The sequence below is a fragment of the Geodermatophilus sp. SYSU D01180 genome (assembly GCF_054050415.1).
This window is the reverse complement of sequence record NZ_JBJGZH010000007.1, coordinates 105405-126880: the sequence shown is the minus strand read 5'-3', so window position 1 is coordinate 126880 and position 21476 is coordinate 105405. Positions and strand designations below refer to the sequence as shown.

The 21476-nt window shown below is 74.7% G+C and carries 21 protein-coding genes; 17 read left to right on the top strand and 4 right to left on the bottom strand.

The genetic code is table 11. The features are described 5' to 3' along the window. The first annotated feature begins 509 nt into the window (after positions 1-509). The 7 genes from dnaK to ACI8AA_RS09025 all read left to right on the top strand — a co-directional run bounded on the left by dnaK (position 510) and on the right by ACI8AA_RS09025 (position 7736). Complete coding sequence (gene dnaK, locus ACI8AA_RS09055; protein WP_457044141.1) at positions 510-2387, top strand: molecular chaperone DnaK; 1878 nt, start codon at positions 510-512, stop codon at positions 2385-2387. Further along, positions 2384-3103, top strand: coding sequence for a nucleotide exchange factor GrpE (grpE, locus tag ACI8AA_RS09050; protein ID WP_457044140.1), 720 nt, complete (start codon positions 2384-2386; stop codon positions 3101-3103). Before dnaK ends, grpE begins: the two co-directional genes overlap by 4 nt. Before the next feature lie 34 nt (positions 3104-3137). Next, a complete protein-coding gene (gene dnaJ / locus ACI8AA_RS09045; protein ID WP_457044139.1) occupies positions 3138-4364 on the top strand; it encodes a molecular chaperone DnaJ in 1227 nt (408 codons plus the stop codon). Next, positions 4361-4861 carry a heat shock protein transcriptional repressor HspR gene (locus ACI8AA_RS09040; protein ID WP_457044138.1) on the top strand — a complete coding sequence of 167 codons (501 nt, stop codon included), beginning with the start codon at positions 4361-4363 and terminating at the stop codon, positions 4859-4861. The genes dnaJ and ACI8AA_RS09040 overlap by 4 nt, the downstream gene beginning before the upstream one ends. A gap of 38 nt (positions 4862-4899) precedes the next feature. Continuing rightward, positions 4900-5388 (top strand): MarR family winged helix-turn-helix transcriptional regulator, encoded by a 489-nt coding sequence (locus tag ACI8AA_RS09035; protein WP_457044137.1) that lies wholly within the window; start codon positions 4900-4902, stop codon positions 5386-5388. A gap of 150 nt (positions 5389-5538) precedes the next feature. Next, positions 5539-6045 (top strand): MarR family winged helix-turn-helix transcriptional regulator, encoded by a 507-nt coding sequence (locus ACI8AA_RS09030; protein ID WP_457044136.1) that lies wholly within the window; start codon positions 5539-5541, stop codon positions 6043-6045. 59 nt (positions 6046-6104) lie between these two features. Beyond that, positions 6105-7736, top strand: a complete 1632-nt coding sequence (locus ACI8AA_RS09025; protein ID WP_457044135.1) for a DHA2 family efflux MFS transporter permease subunit — start codon at positions 6105-6107, stop codon at positions 7734-7736. 57 nt (positions 7737-7793) lie between these two features. On the opposite strand, the gene ACI8AA_RS09020 is transcribed toward ACI8AA_RS09025, so the two are convergent. Beyond that, entirely contained in the window at positions 7794-8228 is a 435-nt protein-coding gene (locus ACI8AA_RS09020) for an OsmC family protein (RefSeq protein ID WP_457044134.1), read from the bottom strand. A 100-nt stretch (positions 8229-8328) separates the two neighbouring features. After that, positions 8329-8802, bottom strand: coding sequence for a MarR family winged helix-turn-helix transcriptional regulator (locus ACI8AA_RS09015; RefSeq protein WP_457044133.1), 474 nt, complete (start codon positions 8800-8802; stop codon positions 8329-8331). Positions 8803-9003: 201 nt separating this feature from the next. Here ACI8AA_RS09015 and clpB point away from each other — a divergent pair, with 201 nt between their 5' ends. The 10 genes from clpB to ACI8AA_RS08965 all read left to right on the top strand — a co-directional run bounded on the left by clpB (position 9004) and on the right by ACI8AA_RS08965 (position 19554). Next, positions 9004-11589 (top strand): ATP-dependent chaperone ClpB, encoded by a 2586-nt coding sequence (gene clpB / locus ACI8AA_RS09010; protein WP_457044132.1) that lies wholly within the window; start codon positions 9004-9006, stop codon positions 11587-11589. A 231-nt stretch (positions 11590-11820) separates the two neighbouring features. Continuing rightward, positions 11821-12360, top strand: a complete 540-nt coding sequence (locus tag ACI8AA_RS09005) for a hypothetical protein (protein ID WP_457044131.1) — start codon at positions 11821-11823, stop codon at positions 12358-12360. A gap of 93 nt (positions 12361-12453) precedes the next feature. Then, positions 12454-13092 carry a hypothetical protein gene (locus ACI8AA_RS09000; RefSeq protein WP_457044130.1) on the top strand — a complete coding sequence of 213 codons (639 nt, stop codon included), beginning with the start codon at positions 12454-12456 and terminating at the stop codon, positions 13090-13092. Positions 13093-13174: 82 nt separating this feature from the next. Further along, on the top strand, positions 13175-14788 hold the full coding sequence (locus ACI8AA_RS08995) for a molybdopterin-dependent oxidoreductase (protein WP_457044129.1): 1614 nt from the start codon (positions 13175-13177) through the stop codon (positions 14786-14788). Positions 14789-14919: 131 nt separating this feature from the next. Next, positions 14920-15600 (top strand): fasciclin domain-containing protein, encoded by a 681-nt coding sequence (locus ACI8AA_RS08990; protein ID WP_457044128.1) that lies wholly within the window; start codon positions 14920-14922, stop codon positions 15598-15600. A 132-nt stretch (positions 15601-15732) separates the two neighbouring features. Continuing rightward, positions 15733-16287 carry an orotate phosphoribosyltransferase gene (pyrE, locus tag ACI8AA_RS08985; RefSeq protein ID WP_457044127.1) on the top strand — a complete coding sequence of 185 codons (555 nt, stop codon included), beginning with the start codon at positions 15733-15735 and terminating at the stop codon, positions 16285-16287. Positions 16288-16335: 48 nt separating this feature from the next. Continuing rightward, positions 16336-17730, top strand: coding sequence for an FAD-binding oxidoreductase (locus ACI8AA_RS08980; RefSeq protein WP_457044126.1), 1395 nt, complete (start codon positions 16336-16338; stop codon positions 17728-17730). A gap of 75 nt (positions 17731-17805) precedes the next feature. Further along, positions 17806-18840: a class II fructose-bisphosphate aldolase gene (gene fbaA / locus ACI8AA_RS08975; RefSeq protein ID WP_457044125.1), complete on the top strand. Its 1035-nt coding sequence runs from the start codon at positions 17806-17808 to the stop codon at positions 18838-18840. Positions 18841-18843: 3 nt separating this feature from the next. Beyond that, positions 18844-19251 carry a DUF3151 domain-containing protein gene (locus tag ACI8AA_RS08970; RefSeq protein ID WP_456942407.1) on the top strand — a complete coding sequence of 136 codons (408 nt, stop codon included), beginning with the start codon at positions 18844-18846 and terminating at the stop codon, positions 19249-19251. A gap of 159 nt (positions 19252-19410) precedes the next feature. Next, positions 19411-19554 (top strand): GPGG-motif small membrane protein, encoded by a 144-nt coding sequence (locus ACI8AA_RS08965; protein WP_457044124.1) that lies wholly within the window; start codon positions 19411-19413, stop codon positions 19552-19554. 21 nt (positions 19555-19575) lie between these two features. On the opposite strand, the gene ACI8AA_RS08960 is transcribed toward ACI8AA_RS08965, so the two are convergent. Further along, positions 19576-20379 carry an ATP-binding cassette domain-containing protein gene (locus ACI8AA_RS08960; RefSeq protein WP_457044123.1) on the bottom strand — a complete coding sequence of 268 codons (804 nt, stop codon included), beginning with the start codon at positions 20377-20379 and terminating at the stop codon, positions 19576-19578. After that, complete coding sequence (locus tag ACI8AA_RS08955; RefSeq protein WP_457044122.1) at positions 20376-21422, bottom strand: ABC transporter permease; 1047 nt, start codon at positions 21420-21422, stop codon at positions 20376-20378. Before ACI8AA_RS08955 ends, ACI8AA_RS08960 begins: the two co-directional genes overlap by 4 nt. Between the last annotated feature and the right edge of the window lie 54 nt (positions 21423-21476).

Here is a 21476-nt window from a genome sequence, read left to right as displayed (position 1 = left end):
GGCGGTGCCCGCGCAGCCCAGCACGATAGCCGGGGTGCGCTCAGGTTACTCGGCAGTAACCAGGGGCGCGGCGCCCCGATCCCAGGCGGCTGGACGGTGCTCGCTGCCCACCTGTCAGCCGTCTGACGTGCGGTTCCGCAACACGCCGGTCCCGGTGGAACACGGCGGTGGCGTGTTTCCGGGCGGGCGCCCGCCGGGTGGGGAGTGACCGGGCTCACGCCGGCCGGTCACGCCGCGGTCGCCGCGTCCCGGCCTGCTCTTCTCACGCCACGCCACCGACCTCACCGGCGGTGCCCGACCTCGCCCTGCAGTGCGAGGTCCGGCACCACGCGGTGAGGACGGGCGGTCGGGGTGCTCGCGACGTCGACCACCCCCGCGGGAACACCGCCGCGCGGTCTGCCGTTAGGGTGGGCAGGAAAGTTGAGCGGACCCCGCGCAAGGCGGGAGGTCCCTCGACCGACCCCCACGACACCCGCACCACCCGAGCACACGGAAGAGGAGCCAGCTCCATGGCACGAGCGGTCGGCATCGACCTCGGCACCACCAACTCCGTCGTCACCGTCCTGGAGGGCGGCGAGCCGACGGTCATCGCCAACAGCGAGGGTTCGCGCACCACGCCCTCGGTCGTCGCGTTCGCCAAGAACGGCGAGGTCCTGGTGGGCCAGTCGGCCAAGAACCAGGCGGTCACCAACGTCGACCGCACCATCCGGTCGGTGAAGCGCCACATGGGCACCAACTGGCAGACCGGCGAGATCGACGGCAAGAAGTACACGCCGCAGGAGATCAGCGCCCGCATCCTGCAGAAGCTCAAGCGGGACGCCGAGACGTACCTGGGCGAGACGGTGACCGACGCCGTCATCACCGTCCCGGCCTACTTCGAGGACGCGCAGCGCCAGGCCACCAAGGAGGCCGGCGAGATCGCGGGCCTCAACGTCCTGCGCATCGTGAACGAGCCGACCGCGGCCGCGCTGGCCTACGGCCTGGACAAGGGCGAGACCGAGCAGACGATCCTCGTCTTCGACCTCGGTGGCGGCACCTTCGACGTCTCGCTGCTCGAGATCGGCGAGGGCGTCATCGAGGTGAAGGCCACCGCCGGTGACAACCACCTCGGCGGTGACGACTGGGACGAGCGGGTCGTCAAGCACCTGGTGCAGACGTTCAACGCCCAGAACGGCATCGACCTGTCCAAGGACAAGCTGGCCATGCAGCGCCTCCGCGAGGCCGCCGAGAAGGCCAAGATCGAGCTGTCCGGCGCGCAGTCGACCAACGTCAACCTGCCCTACATCACCGCCGGCGCCGAGGGCCCGCTGCACCTCGACGTCACGATCACCCGGGCCGAGTTCCAGCGGCTCACCCAGGACCTGCTCGACCGCGCCCGCGCCCCGTTCAACCAGGCGATCCGCGACGCCGGCGTCTCCGTCGGCGAGATCGACCACGTCGTCCTGGTGGGTGGCTCGACCCGCATGCCGGCCGTCACCGACCTGGTCCGCGAGCTGACCGGCGGCAAGGAGCCCAACAAGGGCGTCAACCCGGACGAGGTCGTGGCCATCGGCGCCGCGCTGCAGGCCGGCGTCCTCAAGGGCGAGGTCAAGGACGTCCTGCTGCTCGACGTCACCCCGCTGTCCCTCGGCATCGAGACCAAGGGCGGGATCATGACCAAGCTCATCGAGCGCAACACCACGATCCCGACCAAGCGCTCCGAGATCTTCACGACGGCCGACGACAACCAGCCGTCCGTGCAGATCCAGGTCTTCCAGGGCGAGCGCGAGATGGCGATGTACAACAAGAAGCTCGGCATGTTCGAGCTGACCGGTCTGCCGCCGGCGCCCCGCGGCGTCCCGCAGATCGAGGTCGCCTTCGACATCGACGCCAACGGCATCGTGCACGTGTCCGCCAAGGACCTGGGCACGGGCAAGGAGCAGTCGATGACCATCACCGGCGGCTCGGCCCTCCCCAAGGAGGACATCGAGCGGATGATGCGCGACGCCGAGGCCCACGCCGAGGAGGACAAGCGCCGCCGCGAGGAGGCCGAGACCCGCAACCTGGCGGAGTCGCTGCAGTACCAGACCGAGAAGTTCCTCGCGGAGAACGGCGAGCGCATCCCGGCCGACAAGAAGGAGGAGCTCGGCGAGGCCCTGACCGAGCTGCGCTCCGCCCTCGGCGGCTCGGACATCGCCGCGATCAAGTCGGCGCAGGAGAAGGTCGCCCGCGTCTCGCAGGAGGTCGGCGGCGCGCTCTACGCGCAGCAGGCCCAGGCGGGTGCCGGTGACGGCGCCGGCGCCGGTGCCGCGGGTGCCTCCGGTGACGGGTTCGGCGCGTCGGCCCCGTCCGGCGACGACGACGTCGTCGACGCCGAGATCGTCGACGAGGACACCGACCGCCGATGAGCCAGGGGGACGAGCAGCCGCGGGTCGTGATCCGGGACAAGCGGCGGATCGACCCCGTCAGCGGTGAGGTGCGGACGCCGGCCGGCGAGCAGCCGGCCGGCGTCCCGCCCCGCCCGGCTCCGGCACAGCCACCGGCCCACCCATCGCCAGGGGAGCAGATGACCGAGAACCAGACCGCCGCCCCGGAGGCCCCGGCCGCGCCGGTCGGCGACAGCGCCGCGGACGGCGACCTGTCGCGCCAGCTGACCGAGCGCACCGAGGACCTGCAGCGGGTCACCGCCGAGTACGCCAACTACCGGCGGCGGGTCGACCGGGACCGGCAGCTCGTCGTCGACCAGGCGGCCGAGCGGTTCGCCGCCCAGCTGTTCCCGATCGTCGACGACATCGAGCGGGCCCGCGACCACGGCGACCTGACCGGCGCCTTCAAGGTGGTCGCCGACCGCGTGCTCGGGCTGCTCGACGGCCTGGGCGTGGAGGCCTTCGGCGTCGCGGGCGACCCGTTCGACCCGTCGCTGCACGAGGCCGTCCTGCACGACACGTCCGACCAGGTCACCGTGCCCACCGCGACGACGGTCCTGCGGCAGGGTTTCCGCCGGGGCGAGCGCGTGCTGCGCACGGCCATGGTGTCCGTGACCGAGCCGGCGGGTGGCGCGGCCGCCCCCGAGCAGGAGGCGACCGGCGGCGGCGTGCCGGGGGAGACCCCGGCCGCCGGCTGACCGGTCGCCACCAGACGCAGAGAGGAGGCGTCCGATGAGCACCCGGGACTTCATCGAGAAGGACTACTACGCCGCGCTGGGCGTCTCCCAGGGCGCCGACGCGGCGGAGATCAAGAAGGCCTACCGCAAGCTCGCCCGCGACCTGCACCCGGACAAGAACCCGGGCAACGCGCAGGCCGAGGCGCGCTTCAAGGACGTCTCCGAGGCCTACGACGTCCTGTCCGACCCCAAGCGGCGGGCCGAGTACGACGACGCCCGCCGGCTGTTCGGCTCCGGCGGGGCCGGGGCGCGCGCCGGGTTCCCCGGGGGCTTCCCCGGCGGGGGCGGCGGCCAGCCGTTCGACCTGGGCGACCTGTTCGGCGGTGCCGGCGGTGCCGGCGGTGCCGGGACGCGCGGCGGGGGCGGCGGGCTCGGCGACCTGTTCGGCAACCTCTTCGGCGGTGCCGCGCCGGGCTCGGCCCGGGCCCGCTCCCAGGCGGCGTCCGGGCCGGCCCGCGGGCAGGACGTCGAGACCGAGGCCACCCTCTCCTTCGAGGAGGCCGTCCTCGGCGTCACCGTGCCGCTGCGGATGCAGAGCCCGGGCACCTGCCCGACCTGCGCCGGCAGCGGCGCCCGCCCGGGCACCGCGCCGCACACCTGCGAGGTGTGCGGCGGCGCCGGTGTCACCAGCCGCAGCCAGGGCGCGTTCGCCTTCTCCGAGCCGTGCCGCAACTGCCGCGGCACCGGCCAGGTGGTCGACGACCCGTGCCCGACCTGCCAGGGCGACGGCGTCACCACCCAGACCCGCACGATCACCGTGCGGATCCCGGCCGGCGTCAAGGACGGGCAGCGGATCCGGCTGGCCGGCAAGGGCGCCCCCGGACGGCGCGGCGGCCCCGCCGGCGACCTGTTCGTGGTCGTGCACGTCAGCGAGCACGAGCTGTTCGGCCGCAAGGGCGACGACGTCACGCTCACCGTGCCGGTCACCTTCCCCGAGGCGGTCCTCGGCACGACGCTGACCGTGCCGACCCTGGACGGCAACGTCACGCTCAAGGTGCCCGCCGGCACGGCGAGCGGCCGCACGCTGCGGGTCCGGGGGCGGGGCGTGCCCGGCCGCGGCCGCACCGGCGACCTGCTGGTGACCGTGGAGGTCGCCGTCCCGCAGCGGCTCTCGGCCGAGGCCGAGCGGGCGGTGAAGACCCTCGACGCCGAACTGGGCGACCCGCGCCCGCAGATCACCGCGGCCACCCAGCGCAACGCCGACCGCGGGAGCGCCCGGTGAGCGCCGCGGGGACCGAGGGCCGCGACCGCCCCGACGCCGGCCGGGCCGTCACTGACGCCGGCCGGGCCGTCGCCGACGACGCGCCGGTCTTCGTCATCTCCGTGGCCGCGCAGCTGGCCGGCATGCACGCCCAGACGCTGCGCCAGTACGACCGGCTGGGCCTGGTCACCCCGGGCCGCACGGCGGGCGGCGGCCGGCGCTACAGCCCGCGCGACGTCGCGCTGCTGCGCGAGGTCCAGCGGCTGTCCCAGGAGGACGGCGTCAACCTGGCCGGCATCAAGCGGATCATCGACCTGGAGTCCCAGGTCGAGGCGCTGCAGCAGCGGGTGCACGAGCTGGTCGCCGAGCTCGAGGAGTCCGAGCACCGGCGGATCGCCGCGGAGACGGCGATGCGCAGCGGCTACGGCCGCGACCTGATCGGCACCGACCTCGTGCCGGTGCGGCGGCAGAGCACGGCCGCGCTGGTCGTCTGGCGCCCGAGGGAGGCCCAGCGGTGAACGGGAACCCCGGCGGCGCCGTCGACGTCCAGGGAGACGTGACCAGCACGCGCCCGGAGCAGCAGCACGAGTCCTTCGTGCGGCTGGAGCGCGAGATCGGCCTGCTGCTGCGCCGGTCGCGGGCCATCTCGGCCCGGCTCGCCCGCGAGCTGCACCCCGACCTCGACGGCGCGGCCTACGGCCTGCTCGCGCTGCTGGCCGACGCCGGCCCGCTGCGCGCCAGCGACCTGGTCACCCGGCTCGGCCTGGACAAGAGCACCGTCAGCCGCCAGGTCGCCTCCCTGGTCGCGCTCGGCATGGTCGACCGCGAGCCCGACCCCGCCGACGGGCGGGCGCAGGTGCTCACCCCCTCGCCCGAGGGCGCGGCCCGGCTCGCCCGCATCCGCGAGGCCCGCCGGGAGCGCTGGGAGGCCGACCTGTCCGGCTGGCCGGCCGAGGACGTCGCCCAGCTCGGTGAGCTGCTGGCCCGGTTCAACCGGCTCGGCGAGGCCCGCGAGGCGGGGGACGCCGCGGCCACCGCTCCCTGAGCCCCGCACGATCCACGACGGCGCCCGGACCACCCCGGTCCGGGCGCCGTCGTCGTTGCTGGGGGACACACCGCGCGGGTAAGCGGTTGTAGACAACAACCAACTTGATGTATGGTTGCGGTCTGCAATCACCTTGTCCACGAGGACGCCATGCCCATCACCTCCCGGACGCGCGAGCGGCTCACCGCCGGCGTCGCGCGCGTCGTCCGCGCCGGCCGGCGCGTGTCCAGCCGGGCCGCGGACTCCGTCTACGGGGAGCTGCCCTCCTTCGGCTGGGCGCTGCTCGTCCCGCTCGAGCGCGACGGCGAGCAGCGCTGCAGCGCGCTGGCCGTGCAGGCCGGCGTCGACGTCTCGGTCGCCAGCCGCCAGGTCGCCACCCTCGAGCGCGCCGGCCTCGTCGAGCGCCGCCCCGACCCGCACGACGGCCGCGCCTCCCTCATCCGGCTCTCCGCCGCCGGCGTCGCCGCCCTCGCCCAGACCCGCGCGCTGCGCGCGGAGTGGGCCACCCGGGCCCTCGCCGACTGGGACGAGGACGACGCGCGCCGGCTCACCGAGCTGCTCGAGCGGCTGTCCGACGACCTCGACCGCGCCGCGCCGCCGTCCGCCGTCCGCTCCGCCTCCGCCGGCTCCCCGCACGCCGTCGGGGCCGCCTCGTGACCACCACCCGCCCGTCCGGGCCGCCGTCCACCCCCGATCCCGCACCGACCAGGAGCACCGTGACCACCACCCGCGAGCCCGCCGTCGCCGCCCCGGCGGCGGCGGAGGCGCCCGCCGAGCAGCAGGGCCGCATGACGCACCGGCAGATCCTCGAGGCCCTCTCGGGGATGTTGCTGGCGATGTTCGTGGCGTTCCTGTCCTCGACCGTCGTCTCCAACGCCCTGCCCACGATCATCACCGACCTGCGGGGCAGCCAGAGCCAGTACACCTGGGTCGTCACCGCGACCCTGCTCGCCTCGACGGCGTCCACGCCGATCTGGGGCAAGCTCGCGGACCTGTTCAGCAAGAAGCTGCTGATCCAGCTGTCCATCGTGGTCTTCATCGTCGGCTCGATGCTCGCCGGCCTGTCGCATTCGGTGGGCACGCTCATCGGCTGGCGCGTGCTGCAGGGCCTGGGCCTCGGCGGCCTGCAGGCGCTGGTCCAGATCGCGATGGCCGCGATGATCAGCCCCCGCGAGCGCGGCCGGTACTCCGGCCTGCTCGGCGCGGTCATGGCCGTGGCCACGGTCGGCGGCCCGCTGCTCGGCGGCCTGCTCGTCGACACCAGCTGGCTCGGCTGGCGCTGGTGCTTCTACGTCGGCGTGCCCTTCGCCGCCGTGGCGCTGGTGCTGCTGCAGCGCACGCTGCACCTGCCGGTGACCCGGCGGCGGGTCCGCATCGACTACCTCGGCGCCGCGTTCCTCACCGCCGGCGTCTCCGGGCTGCTCATCTGGGTCACCCTCGCCGGCGACCGCTTCGCCTGGGCCTCGGTCGAGACGGCGCTGTTCCTCGCCGGCAGCGCGCTCGCCATCGTCGCCTTCGTGGTGACCGAGCTGCGGGCGGCCGAGCCGATCGTCCCGCTGCGGCTGTTCCGCGACCGGACGACGACCCTCGCCATCGTGGCCAGCGTCGCGATCGGCGTGGCGATGTTCGGGTCGACCGTCTTCCTCGGCCAGTACCTGCAGATCTCCCGGGGCTACTCGCCCACGGCGGCCGGCCTGCTGACGATCCCCATGGTCGGCGGCCTGCTCGTCTCCTCCACCGTCTCGGGCATCCTCATCACCCGCCACGGCCGGTGGAAGCGGTTCCTGGTGGCCGGGTCGCTGCTCGTCGTCGCCGGGTTCGGCCTGCTGGCGACCGTCGACCACGAGACGGACATGGTGCTGCTCGGCGTCTTCCTGTTCGTCCTCGGCGTCGGTATCGGCATGACCATGCAGAACCTGGTCCTCGCGGTGCAGAACACCGTGGCCGCGAGCGACCTCGGCGCGGCGTCGTCGGCGGTGGCCTTCTTCCGCAGCCTCGGCGGCACCATCGGCGTCTCGGTGCTGGGCGCGGTGCTCAGCAACCGGGTGACCGACCTGATCACCGCCGGCCTGCCGCCCGAGGCGGCCGCGTCGGGCGGCGGCTCGGGCAGCGTCGGCCTGGCGAGCCTGGAGGACGCGCCGCCGGCCATCCAGGAGCTCATCCGGGTGTCCTACGGCGACGCGACCGGGAGGGTCTTCCTCGTCTCCGCGGTCATCGCGGTGGTCGCCGTCGCGGCCATCCTGCTCATCCGCGAGGTGGCCCTGCGCACCGAGAGCGGCGAGGAGCGGCTGGCCCGCGAGTCCCGCCCCGCGCTCGCTGACGACCAGGCGGTCGGCACCGCCCGCTGAGAGGACGGACGACGGCCCGCTCCCCGGCCGGGGAGCGGGCCGTCGTCCGTCCTGCGGTCAGGACTCCAGCCGGGCGTCCAGCGTGATGTCGACGGCGGCGAGCGCCTTGCTGACCGGGCAGCCGACCTTCGCCGCCTGCGCGGCCTGCTCGAAGCCGTCGGCGTCGAGGCCGTCGACCTCGGCGCGCACGGTCAGCGTGATCCCGGTGATCGTGGCGCCGTCCTGGAGGCCGAGCGTGACGTCGGCCGTGACCTCGAGGGACTGCGGCGTGCCGCCGGCCTTCGCGATCTCGTTCGACAGGGCCATCGAGAAGCAGGCGGAGTGCGCCGCGGCGACGAGCTCCTCGGGGCTGGTGGAGCCACCGGCCTCCTCGGAGGTGCGCTTCGGCCAGCTCACGTCGAAGGTGCCGAGCTTCGAGCTGGACAGCTCGACCTGGCCGGAGCCCTCCTGGAGGGTGCCGTTCCAGGCGGTGCGGGCGGAGCGGGTGGGCATCGGGCTGCCTTCCGGTCGGAGGGCGCGACGGCGTCGTCTCGCCGGCGCGCGGGACCCCGCGGCCCTACCCCGGTGGGTTGCGGGCAACCCACCGGGCGGGTCACACCGCGCGCGGCGCCTCGGTGACCCGCTGGGTCAGCACGTTGAGCGTCTGCTTGAGGTCGGCGAAGGACTCCACGTCCAGGTCGAGCGCGCAGATCATGTCCTGCGAGATGGCGAAGGCCTTGTCGCGCAGGGCCCGGCCGGCGTCGGTGAGGGCGATGGCCACCGACCGCTCGTCCTCCACGCGGCGGTGGCGGGTGACCAGCCCGGCCGCGGTGAGCCGCTTGAGCAGCGGGGACAGGGTGCCGCTGTCGAGCGCCAGGCGGGCGCCGAGCTGGCCGACGGTCTGGTGGTCCTCTTCCCAGAGCAGCATCATGACCAGGTACTGCGGATAGGTGAGCCCGAGCTCCTCGAGCATCGGCCGGTACCGGGCGGTCATCGCGCGGGACGCTGCGTACAGCGCGAAGCACAGCTGGTCGTCCAGAGCCACGCTCGGGGCGGGGTGGCGCGGCTCCCCGCTCGTCGTCGTCATGACCAGAGTGTAGGGACAACCTGGTCGCGTGGCATGCAGTTGCGTCGGGTGTCAACCCCTCCGGTGCACGTGCTCGGCGACGTCCTGCACCATGACGCAAGTTGAGCGGAACAGACTCAACCACCGGTCCGTTGGACTGATCGACAACGATCCCCGCCGGGGAGCCCCGGCGCGCCGAGGAGAGGACCGACCGCACCGACCATGGAGAGCAAGCTGACCACCCGTTCGCAGGAGGCGTTCGCGGCCGCCCAGCGGCTGGCGGTCGACCGGGGGCAGGCCGCGATGGAGCCCCTGCACCTGCTCGTCGCGCTCCTGCAGCAGACCGACGGCATCGCCGCCCCGCTGCTGACCGCGGTCGGCGCCGACCCGGCCGACGTCCGGGCCAAGGCCGAGGCCGCCCTGCGCCGCATGCCCAGCGTCCGCGGCGCCACCGTCGCCGCGCCGTCGCCGTCGCGCGAGCTGCTGCGGGTGGTCAACGCCGCCGGCGAGCAGGCCAGCGCGCTGGGCGACGAGTACGTCTCCACCGAGCACCTGCTGGTCGGCCTGGCCGGCTCCGAGGGCGAGGCCGGCACCGTGCTCACCAGCGCCGGCGCCACCAGCGACGCGCTGCTGGCGGCCTTCCGCACGGTGCGCGGCAACCGCAAGGTCACCACGGCCGACCCCGAGAGCACCTTCCAGGCGCTGGAGAAGTACGCCGTCGACCTCACCGAGCGCGCCCGCGAGGGGAAGATCGACCCGGTCATCGGCCGGGACACCGAGATCCGCCGCGTCGTGCAGGTGCTCTCCCGCCGCACCAAGAACAACCCGGTCCTCATCGGCGAGCCCGGCGTCGGCAAGACGGCGATCGTCGAGGGCCTGGCCCAGCGGATCGTGGCCGGCGACGTCCCCGAGAGCCTCAAGGGCAAGCGACTCATGGCGCTGGACCTGGCGAGCATGGTCGCCGGCGCCAAGTACCGCGGCGAGTTCGAGGAGCGGCTCAAGGCCGTCCTGCAGGAGATCGCCGAGTCCGAGGGGCAGGTCGTCACCTTCATCGACGAGCTGCACACCATCGTCGGCGCCGGGGCCACCGGCGACTCGGCCATGGACGCCGGCAACATGATCAAGCCGATGCTCGCCCGCGGCGAGCTGCGCATGGTCGGCGCGACCACCCTCGACGAGTACCGCGAGCACATCGAGAAGGACCCGGCGCTCGAGCGCCGCTTCCAGCAGGTCTTCGTCGGCGAGCCCTCGGTCGAGGACACGATCGGCATCCTGCGCGGGCTCAAGGAGCGCTACGAGGTCCACCACGGCGTCCGGATCACCGACGCCGCGATCGTCGCCGCCGCCACGCTGTCGGACCGGTACGTCACGGCCCGATTCCTGCCCGACAAGGCGATCGACCTCGTCGACGAGGCCGCCAGCCGGCTGCGCATGGAGATCGACAGCCGCCCCGTCGAGGTCGACGAGGTCGAGCGCGCCGTGCGCCGCATGGAGATCGAGGAGATGGCGCTGGCCAAGGAGGACGACCCGTCGTCCCTCGACCGGCTGGCCGCGCTGCGCGCCGACCTGGCCGACCGGCGCCAGGAGCTCGCCGAGCTGACCGCGCGCTGGCAGCAGGACAAGAGCGCGATCGTCCGCATCCAGCAGCACAAGGAGGAGCTGGAGCGGCTGCGCACGGAGTCCGAGCGCGCCGAGCGCGACGGCGACCTCGCGCGCGTCGCCGAGCTCCGCTACGGCCGGATGCCGCAGGTGGAGAAGGCGCTCGCCGCGGCCGAGGACGAGGTCGCCGCCCAGGCGTCGATGCTCAAGGAGGAGGTCGGCCCCGACGACATCGCCGAGGTCGTCCAGGCGTGGACCGGCATCCCCGCCGGCCGGCTGCTCGAGGGCGAGACGGCGAAGCTCCTGCGGATGGAGGACGAGCTCGGCAAGCGGGTCGTCGGCCAGCCCGACGCCGTCCGCGCGGTGTCCGACGCGGTCCGCCGGGCGCGGTCGGGCATCGCCGACCCCGACCGGCCCACCGGCTCGTTCCTCTTCCTCGGCCCCACCGGCGTCGGCAAGACCGAGCTGGCCAAGGCGCTGGCGGAGTTCCTGTTCGACGACGAGCGGGCGATGGTCCGCATCGACATGAGCGAGTACTCCGAGAAGCACTCGGTGGCCCGGCTGGTCGGTGCCCCTCCGGGCTACGTCGGCTACGAGGCCGGCGGCCAGCTCACCGAGGCGGTCCGGCGGCGGCCCTACACCGTCGTGCTGCTCGACGAGGTGGAGAAGGCCCACCCCGACGTGTTCGACGTGCTGCTGCAGGTCCTCGACGACGGCCGGCTCACCGACGGCCAGGGGCGGACGGTGGACTTCCGCAACACCATCCTGATCCTGACGTCGAACCTCGGCTCGCAGATGATCGCCGACCAGTCGCTGCCGGAGGAGGCGCGGCGGTCCGCGGTCATGGACGTCGTCCGGTCGCACTTCAAGCCGGAGTTCCTCAACCGCCTCGACGACGTCGTGGTGTTCCGGGCGCTGGGCAGCGAGGAGCTGGCCGGGATCGTCGAGATCCAGGTCGGCGTGCTCGCCCGCCGGCTGGCCGCCCGCCGGCTGACGCTGACCGTCACCGATGCCGCCCGCGAGTGGCTGGCGCTCAACGGCTTCGACCCGGTCTACGGCGCCCGCCCGCTGCGCCGGCTGGTGCAGTCCGCGATCGGCGACCCGCTGGCCCGCGCGCTGCTGGCCGGGGAGATCCGCGACGGCGACGAGGTCGTCGTCGACGCGCCGGACGACCTCGCCGAGGAGGGCCTGACCGTCCGCCGCGGCTGACCGGAGGACCCTGGAAGGACCTCCCTGCCCCCCACCCCTCGCTGGCGCGCGGGGCGGGCCCCTGCAGGGAGGCCGTTCCATCGGGCCGCCGGGCCCCTGCAGGAGGGCCGTTCCAGCACCCCGCCAGGGCCCGCCGTCCCCTCGGGGCGGCGGGCCCGTCGTGTCCCCGGGGAGGCGCCGCACGCCGCACGGGCACGATGGCAGCAGGGATCGAGGAGAGGGAGGGACCACGTGACCGAGGAACGGGGAGGACGACTCCCGGGCTACGGGAACGCGCCGTCGGCCCCCGGCGCCGAGCCCCCGCCGCCGGCCGAGCGGCCGGTGGCGGTGCGGATGGGGATCGGCGCGTTCATGGCCGCGCTGATCCTCGGCCTGGTGTCCTCGGTGGTCACGCTGTCCGACGTCGACGGGGTCGTCGCGCAGGTGCAGGCCGCGTCGGGGGCCGGGGTCCCCGAGTCGACGGCGCGGGCCGCGTTCTGGGTCGGCGCGGGCTTCGGGGCGGTGCTGGTCGGCCTGGAGGCGCTGGTCATCCGGTTCGCCTGGACCGGGCGCAACTGGGCACGGGTGGTGCTCCAGGTCCTCGGTGCGGTCAACGTCCTCGGCGGGCTGTCCGGTCTCACCGGTCCGGGGGCGACCGGCTCGGGCTTCCTCGGGTCGCTGTCGGTGTTCATCACGCTGATCAGCGCGGTCGGGCTCGTCGCGCTCGCCCTGCGGCCGGCCTCCGAGTGGTACCGGGCCGAGGGGGAGCGCCGGCGGACGTCCGCCCGCTGAACTCCCGGCCGGGCGACCGGCGCGCCCGGGGGTGGCCGGACGGCGGCCGGTCGATCATCATGCCCCGGGCGATCGCCACGGGAGAGGACGGACATGACCGCAGGACAGGGCCCGCAGGGCTGGGACCAGCCGGGGCAGGACCCCCACGGCCGGGGTGCGTACGGCCAGGGTGCGTACGGCCAGGGTCCGTACGGTCAGGGCCCCTACGGCGGGTACGCGTCCGCGCCCGCGGCGCCCGACGGCTTCGGCGCGCCCGCCCCGCTCGAGCGTCCCGCGGCGGTCCGGCTCGGCGTCGGCGCCTACGTCGCGAGCCTGGTCCTCGGCCTGCTCGGCGCGATCGTCACGTTCGCGCAGTTCGACGAGATCGTCGACCGCGCGCTGGTCGACGCCGGGCTGGACCCGGCCGAGTACGAGGGCGTCTCCGTCGTCGCCGGCGCCACGGTGGTCACCGTCGGCATCGTCTTCAGCCTCGTCCTGCTCGGCCTGCAGGCGCTGTTCCTCTGGTTCGCCTGGACCGGCCGCAACTGGGCGCGGGTCGTGCTCTGGGTGTTCGGCGGCCTGGCGGTCGTCGGGGGGCTGGTGTCGCTGGCCGGGCCGTCCTTCGGCGGGCTGACCACCGTGCTGAACCTGGTCCAGACGCTGCTCATCGTCGTCGGCATCGTGGCGCTGGCGCAGAAGCCGGCGAGCGCCTGGTACCGCTACCGGGGCTGGCGTCGGGCGCAGGGACGCTGATCCGTCGCGCGCGATCTGATGCCGTTGCCATTCCGTTACCTCCGGTGGTGAACCGCCCGTCCGGCCGGACCGAACGCCGGACGTGACCACCACCGAGCAGGCCCCCGCGCCGGCCACCGGACCGGACGGGGCCGACCGCCCCGCCGGCCGCGGCCCGCGCCGGCTGGTCGCCGCGCTCGCCGGACTGCTGGCCGCCGCGGTCGCGCTGGGCGTGGCCGAGCTGGTCGCCGCGTTCGTGGGGCCGGCGTCCTCGCCGGTCGTGGCGGTCGGCGACACGGTCATCACCCTGGTCCCCGAGCCGGTCAAGCAGTTCGCCGTCGCGACGTTCGGCGAGGACGACAAGGTCGCCCTGGTCGTCGGCACGCTGGTCGTCGTCGCGCTGTACGCGGTGCTCGTCGGGCTGGTGTCGCTGCGCTCCCGGCGGGCCGGCGTGGCCGGGATCGCGCTGTTCGGCGCCATCGGCGCCCTCGCCGCGGCCACCCGGCCCGCGGGCGGCCCGCTCGACGCGCTGCCCTCCGTCGTCGGCGCGGGGGCCGGTGTCGTCGCCCTCCTCCTGCTGGTGGCCCCGCTGACCGCGCCGGTCGCCGCGCAGCGCCCCGCGGCCAGGAGCGACGGCGCCGGCCTGGACCGTCGCCGCTTCGTCCTCACCGGCGGCGTCGCCCTGGGCGCGGCCGCGCTCACCGGCGGCGGCGGGCGGCTGCTGCAGCGCCGGTTCGACGTCAGCGGCGCCCGCGGCGACCTCACCCTGCCGACGCCGTCGTCCCCGGCCGCCGCGCTGCCCCCGGGCGCCGACCTCGCCGAGCGGGTCGAGGGGCTGACACCGCTGTTCACGCCCAGCCGCGACTTCTACCGGGTGGACACCGCGATCACCGTCCCGCAGATCCGCCCGGCCGACTACCGGCTCGAGCTGACCGGGATGTTCGACTCCCCGCGCACGTACACGCTGGCCGACCTGCTCGACCGCGACGACGTCGTCGAGCGCGACGTCACGCTCACCTGCGTCTCCAACGAGGTCGGCGGCGGCCTGGCCGGCACCGCGCGCTGGACCGGCATCCCGCTCGGCGCCTTCCTCCGCGAGAACGGCGTCTCCGACCGCTCCGACCAGCTGGTCTGCCGCTCGGCCGACGGCATGACGATCGGCGCGCCCACCCGCTCGGCGCTGCAGGTCGAGGACGCGATGATCGCCTTCGGGATGAACGGCGAGCCGCTTCCGGTCGAGCACGGCTTCCCGGTCCGCATGCTCATCCCCGGGCTGTACGGCTACGTCTCGGCCTGCAAGTGGATGACCTCGATCGAGGCCACCACCTACGACGCCTTCGACGCCTACTGGGTCGAGCGCGACTGGGCCGCCCAGGGCCCGGTCAAGGTGGCCTCCCGGATCGACACCCCGGCCCCGCTGCGCCAGTTCCCCGCCGGCCGGCGCCCGATCGCCGGCGTCGCCTGGGCGCAGACCCGCGGCATCTCCCGCGTCGAGGTCCGGGTCGACGACGGCGACTGGCTGGAGGCCGAGCTCGCCCCCGCGGTCGACGCCGACGTGTGGCGGCAGTGGCAGCTGCCCTTCGACTTCGCCCCCGGCTCCTACCAGCTCACCGTCCGGGCCACCACGGCCGACGGCGAGGTGCAGACCGCGGACCGCGAGCGGCCGTTCCCCAACGGGGCCAGCGGCCTCCACTCGATCCGGGTGATCGCGACCTAGCGGTCCCCGCCCCGCGGGGCGGCACCCGGCACACCCCCAGAGCCCGTCTCGGCCACCCGGCCGCAGACGCCTCTCCCGACCCCTCGAACGGGCCGGGAGGACCATGGACCGACGACCGAGGAGCACACACCGTGAAGAGCACCCTGACCCGCGGCCTCCTGCTGGCCTCCGCCTCGACCCTCGCGGTCACCCTGAGCGCCTGCGGCTCGGAGGACACCAGCGCGGCCTCCGACAGCTCGCCCTCCGACAGCAGCCCGGCGTCGGCCTCGGAGAGCCCGGACTCGACGGAGAGCAGCAGCCCGATGGCCGAGCCGGCCTCCGACGAGCCCTTCGGCGCCGCCTGCTCCTCGGTCCCGGCCGACGGCGAGGGCAGCTTCGCCGGCATGACCGACGACCCGGTGGCCACCGCGGCCAGCAACAACCCGGTCCTGTCGACGCTGGTGCAGGCGGTCACCCAGGCCAACCTGGTGGACACGCTGAACACCACCGACGACATCACCGTCATCGCGCCGGCCAACCCGGCGTTCGAGGCGATCCCGGCCGACCAGCTGCAGGCCGTGCTCGCCGACCAGGCGATGCTGACCCAGGTCCTGACCCACCACGTCATCCCGGGCCGGCTCTCGCCGGACCAGCTGGCCGGCACGCACACCACCGTGGCCGGCGACGAGGTCACCATCGAGGGCTCGGGCGAGAGCTTCACCGTCGCCCAGACCGTCACCGGCACCCCGGCCTCGGTGATCTGCGGCGACGTGCAGACCGCCAACGCCACCGTCTACATCGTCGACCAGGTCCTGGCGCCCGCCGCCGGCTGACGAAGGACCCCGCTGCCCCCCCACGCCTCGCAGGCTCGGCGCGGGCCTCTGCAGCGGGGCCGACCTGACGACCGGTCACCAGCCCGGTTCCCTCGCGGGAGCCGGGCCGGTGCCGTGCGTAGGGTCCATCCCATGACGGCGCCCGCTGCCCAGCCCGACCGCGACCGCCTGCTCGAGCTGGTCGTCGAGCTCGCCGTCGTCCACGGGCGGGTCACGCTGTCCTCCGGGCGCGAGGCCGACTGGTACATCGACATGCGCCGGCTGACCCTCCACCACGAGGGCGCGCCGCTGGTGGGCCGGGTGATGCGCCAGCTCACCCGCGACCTGCGCTACGACGTCGTCGGCGGGCTGACCCTCGGCGCGGACCCGGTCGCCACGGCGATGCTGCACGCGGCAGCCGGCGGCGAGGGCTTCCTCGACGCGTGCGTGGTCCGCAAGGCCGGCAAGGCGCACGGGCTGCAGCGGCGGATCGAGGGGCCCGACGTCGCCGGGCGGGCGGTGCTCGTCGTCGAGGACGTCTCCACCACCGGCAGCAGCCCGCTGACCGCCGTCGAGGCGCTGCAGGAGGCCGGAGCCGAGGTCATCGCCGTCGCGGTGGTCGTCGACCGCGGCGGGCGGGCCGCCGTCGAGGCCGCCGGCCTGGAGTACCGCGCCGCGTTCGAGCTGTCCGACCTCGGTCTGCAGTAGCCGTGCGGTTCCGCGGATGAGCGCGGGATCTGGCCGTACGGTGTGGCGGTGACCACACTCGCCACCGCGTGGGTCGACGAGCTGGCCGCCGCGCTCGGCCGTGACGGCGTCCTCACCGACCCCGACGTCACCGCCGCCTACGCCCGCGACCAGGCGATGCTCGCCGAGGCCGGCACGCCCGCCGCGGTCGTCCTCCCCCGGTGCACCGGCGACGTCGCCGCGGTCATGCGGGTCGCCTCGCGACACGGCGTCCCGGTCGTCCCGCGCGGCGCCGGCTCGGGGCTGGCCGGCGCGAGCAACGCCGTCGACGGCGCGATCACCATGGTCATGACCCGCATGGACGCCGTCCTGGAGGTCAGCGCCGCCGACCGGCTCGCCGTCGTCCAGCCCGGCGTCGTCAACAAGCAGCTGCGCGACGCCGTGGCCGGTTCCGGGCTGTTCTACCCGCCGGACCCCTCCAGCTACGACTGGTGCACGATCGGCGGCAACCTCTCGCAGAACTCCGGCGGCCTGTGCTGCGTGAAGTACGGCGTCACCACCGACTACGTGCTCGGCCTCGAGGTGGTCCTCGCCGACGGGCGGGTGCTGCGCACCGGGCGCCGCACGGTCAAGGGCGTCGCCGGCTACGACCTCGCCCGGCTGTTCGTGGGCTCGGAGGGCACCCTCGGCGTCATCACCGAGGCGACGCTCGCGCTGCGCCCGGCGCCGCAGCAGCCGGTGACACTGGTGGCCACCTTCGCCACCACCGCGCAGACCGGGCAGGTCGTCGAGCGGGTGGTCACCTCCGGGCTGGTGCCCAGCCTGCTGGAGGTCATGGACAACACCTGCATCTGCGCCGTCGACGACCTGCTGCACGCCGACCTCGACCGGAGCGCGCACGCCCTGCTCGTCGCGCAGTCCGACGCCGGGGGAGAGGCCGCCGTCCGCGAGGTCGAGGCGCTGGCCCGGCTGTGCCGCGAGGCCGGCGCGGACCTCGTGCACACCACCGCCGACCCCGCCGAGGGCGACCTGCTGCTCGCCGCCCGCCGGATGGCGCTGCCCGCGCTCGAGCAGCTGGGCAGCACGCTCATCGACGACGTCGCCGTGCCCCGCTCGCGGATCGCCGAGTTCCTCGACGGCTGCGACGGCATCGCCGTGCGGCGGGGGCTGACCATCGGCGTCGTCGGGCACGCCGGCGACGGCAACATGCACCCGACGGTCTGCTTCGACCCCACCGACCCCGACCAGCGGGCGCGGGCGTTCGCCGCCTTCGACGACGTCCTGGAGCTGGGCCTGGCGCTGGGCGGCACGGTCACCGGCGAGCACGGCATCGGCTCGATCAAGGTCGACTGGCTCGAGCGCGAGATCGGCGAGGTGTCGCTGGACGTGCACCGCCGGATCAAGGACGCCCTGGACCCGGCCGGCCTGCTCAACCCCGGCAAGGTGCTGCGCCGCCGGGGTTGAGACGGGGGCCTGTCGGGGGTTCCGCGCCCGGGAGATACTGACCGCCGACCAGCGTCGATCGACAGGAGTGCCCCGATGCCCATCGCGACCCCCGAGGTCTACGCCGACATGATCAGCCGGGCGAAGGAGGGCGGCTTCGCCTACCCGGCCATCAACTGCACCTCGTCGGAGACGATCAACGCGGCCCTGCGCGGGTTCGCCGACGCCGGCAGCGACGGCATCATCCAGTTCTCCACCGGCGGCGCGGAGTTCGGCTCCGGCACCAGGGTCAAGGACATGGTCACCGGCGCCGTCGCGCTGGCCGAGTTCGCGCACGTCGTCGCCGAGAAGTACCCGGTCAACGTCGCCCTGCACACCGACCACTGCCCCAAGGACAAGCTGGACTCCTACGTCCGGCCGCTGATCGCGCTGTCGAAGGACCGGGTCGACGCCGGCCAGGCGCCGCTGTTCCAGTCGCACATGTGGGACGGCTCGGCGATCGACCTGGAGGAGAACCTCCAGATCGCCGAGGAGCTGCTCGAGAAGACCGCGGCGGCCAAGATCGTGCTCGAGCTGGAGATCGGCGTCGTCGGCGGCGAGGAGGACGGCGTCGCCCACGAGATCAACGAGAAGCTCTACACCGCCCCCGGCGACTTCGTGGCCACCGCCAAGGCGCTCGGCCTCGGTGAGCGCGGCGTCTACCTGCTGGCGGCGACCTTCGGCAACGTCCACGGCGTCTACAAGCCGGGCAACGTCAAGCTGCGCCCGGAGGTCCTCAAGCAGGGCCAGGACGTCGTGTCGCAGGAGTTCGGCCTCGGGGACGGCGGCAAGCCGTTCAACTTCGTCTTCCACGGCGGCTCGGGCTCGCTGCAGTCGGAGATCCGCGAGGCGCTGTCCTACGGCGTCGTGAAGATGAACGTCGACACCGACACCCAGTACGCCTTCACCCGGCCGATCGCCGGGCACATGTTCAGCAACTACGACGGCGTGCTGAAGATCGACGGCGAGGTCGGCAACAAGAAGACCTACGACCCGCGCAGCTACCTCAAGGCCGCCGAGACCGGCATGGCCGCCCGCGTCGTCACCGCGTGCGAGGACCTGCTGTCGGCCGGCCAGTCGCAGGGCGCCTGAGCCGTGACCCACGCGCACCAGAACCTGCTCGGCGAGCCGCCGGCCACGCTGCTGCCCGGCGACCCCGAGGCCGAGGCCGCGCTGGCGGCCGGCACCGACCCCGCCGAGGTCGCCGCCGGCCACCCGCGGGCCAGCGCGGCCTGGGCGGCGCTGGCCGAGGCCGCGATCGAGGACGGTCGCACCATCGAGGCCTACGCCTATGCCCGCACCGGCTACCACCGCGGCCTGGACGCGCTGCGGAAGAACGGCTGGCGGGGCCACGGCCCGGTGCCGTGGTCGCACGAGCCCAACCGGGGCTTCCTGCGCTGCGTCACCGTGCTCGCCCGGGCCGCCGAGGCGATCGGCGAGACCGACGAGCAGGAGCGCTGCACCCAGCTGCTGCGCGACTGCGACCCCTCGCTGGCGCCCTGACCCGGACTCCTTCCCCGGGACCCGGCCCGGCTCACCCACGGTCACCGTGACGGGTGAGGCCGCCCCCGCACCGCTGCGTTCACCGGGCGGGGCGGCCTCACCGGGAGCACACTCCGTGACCAGCGCGCCCCGCCGGGGCGCCCGTCACAGGAGGTGTCCGTGGCAACGCTCCTCTGGATCCTCGCCGTCGTCCTGGTGGTGGCCGGGATCTTCGCGATCCTGCGCAAGCAGCTGCTCTGGGGCATCGTGCTGATCGTCGTGGGCCTGCTCGTGGGCCCCGGCGGCGTCAGCATCTTCACCTGACCAGACCCCGGGCTCGGCGGCCTAGCGGTCGCCGAGCTCGGGGTGCAGCTCCTGCAGGCGGGTGGTCAGCGCGGTGAGCTCCTCGCCGCCGGCCATGAGCCGGGTCAGGTCGTCGGCGTCGACGTCGGCGCGGGTGAGGTCGCCGGCCACCTGCCCGCGCGCCAGCAGCAGGAAGCGGTCGCCCACCAGGTGCGCGTAGCGCGGGTTGTGGGTCACGACGACGACGGCGAGCCCCTGCGCCCGCGCGCCGAGCACCGCCTGCCCGACCAGGGTGTGCTGGGCGATGGTCATCGGCTCGGTCGGCTCGTCGATCACCAGCGCCCGCGAGCCGTAGTGCACCGCCCGGGCGATCGCCAGGCTCTGCCGCGACCCGGGCAGCAGCGTGTTCACCGGCTGGTCGGGGTCGATCCCGGTCACCCCGATCCGCTCCAGGGCGCGCACGGTGGTCTCCCGGGCGGCGTCGACGTCGAGGCGGCGCAGCGGCCACGGCCGGCGGGTCGGCTCGGCGCCCAGGCACAGGTTGCGCCACACCGGCAGCAGCGGCGCGACGGCGAGGTCCTGCCAGACCGTGGCGATCCCCGCCGCCCGGGCCGCCCGGGGACTGCCGAAGTGCACCGGGACGCCGTCGAGGAGCAGCTCGCCCTCGTCGTGCCGGCGCAGCCCCGACAGCACCGACACCAGCGTCGACTTGCCCGCGCCGTTCTCGCCGAGCACGCAGGTGATGCGGCCGCCCTCCAGCGCGACCGCGACCCGGTCCAGCGCCGGCACGCCGCCGTGGCGGACGGTCAGCCCGCGCAGCTCCAGCACCGGGGGCGCGGCGGTCACGAGCGCGGCGCGGCCCGCAGCCGGCCGCGCACCACCCCTCCCACCAGCAGCGCGACCAGCAGCACGACGCCGAGCAGCGCCTGCGACCAGCGCGGGTCCCACCCGGCGAGCTCCACGCCCTCGCGGGCGGCGGCGTAGAGCAGCGCGCCGACCGCGGCGCCGGCCATCGACCCCTGCCCGCCGGTGAGCAGGCAACCGCCGATCACCGCGACCACCACGTAGTCGATGGCGCTCACCAGGGCCGGGGTCGCGCCGACGCTCGTGGCCGGCACCAGCGCCAGGGTCCCGAGCAGCCAGCCCGCCGTCGCGGTGAGCGCGTAGAGCACCAGCGTCGTCCGGCGGACCGGCACGCCCAGCTCGCGGGCCGCCCGGCGGGAGCCGCCCATCGCCAGCACCTCGTTGCCGAACCGGGTCCGCCACAGCAGCCAGCCGGCGCCGGCGGTGGCGGCCAGCCACCACAGCAGCGACACCGGGAAGGTGCCGCCGCCCACCTCGGCGGTGGCGCCGAACACCGCGGACGCCGAGGACCAGCCCGGCGCCTCGTCCAGGCCGCTGATCCGCGGCGCGCCCACGACCAGCGGCACGGCGGACAGGGTGGTGCCCTGCAGCACCAGCGCGGTGGCCAGGGTGACCAGGAAGCTCGGCAGCCCGGTGCGCACCACCAGCCAGCCGTTGACCAGCCCGACGGCGAGGGCCGCGGCCAGCGACGTCGCCAGCGCGGGCCAGATCCCCCACCCGGCGGGGCCGGCGAGCAGCGCGGTGAGGACGGCGCTGCCGAGGGTGACGGTGCCGATCGACAGGTCGAAGTGGCCGCCGACCAGGAGCAGGCCCACCGCCACGCCGCCGATGCCGAGCAGCGCCGCGGCGTCGAGGACCCCGCCCAGCCCGGCCGGGGTGAGCAGGTCGGGCGTCCGGAGCCCGAACAGGAGGAGCACGATCGCCAGCCCGAGGACCGCGATCAGGCCGGGCCGGGCGAGGGCCCGGTCGAGCAGCCGCCGGCGCGGCGGGGCGACGCGGAACGCGGGCAGGCGGTCGACGGTCACCGGGCCACCGGGGGGAACGGTCGCAGGAGGGCCTCCTCGGTCGGGAGTCCCTCC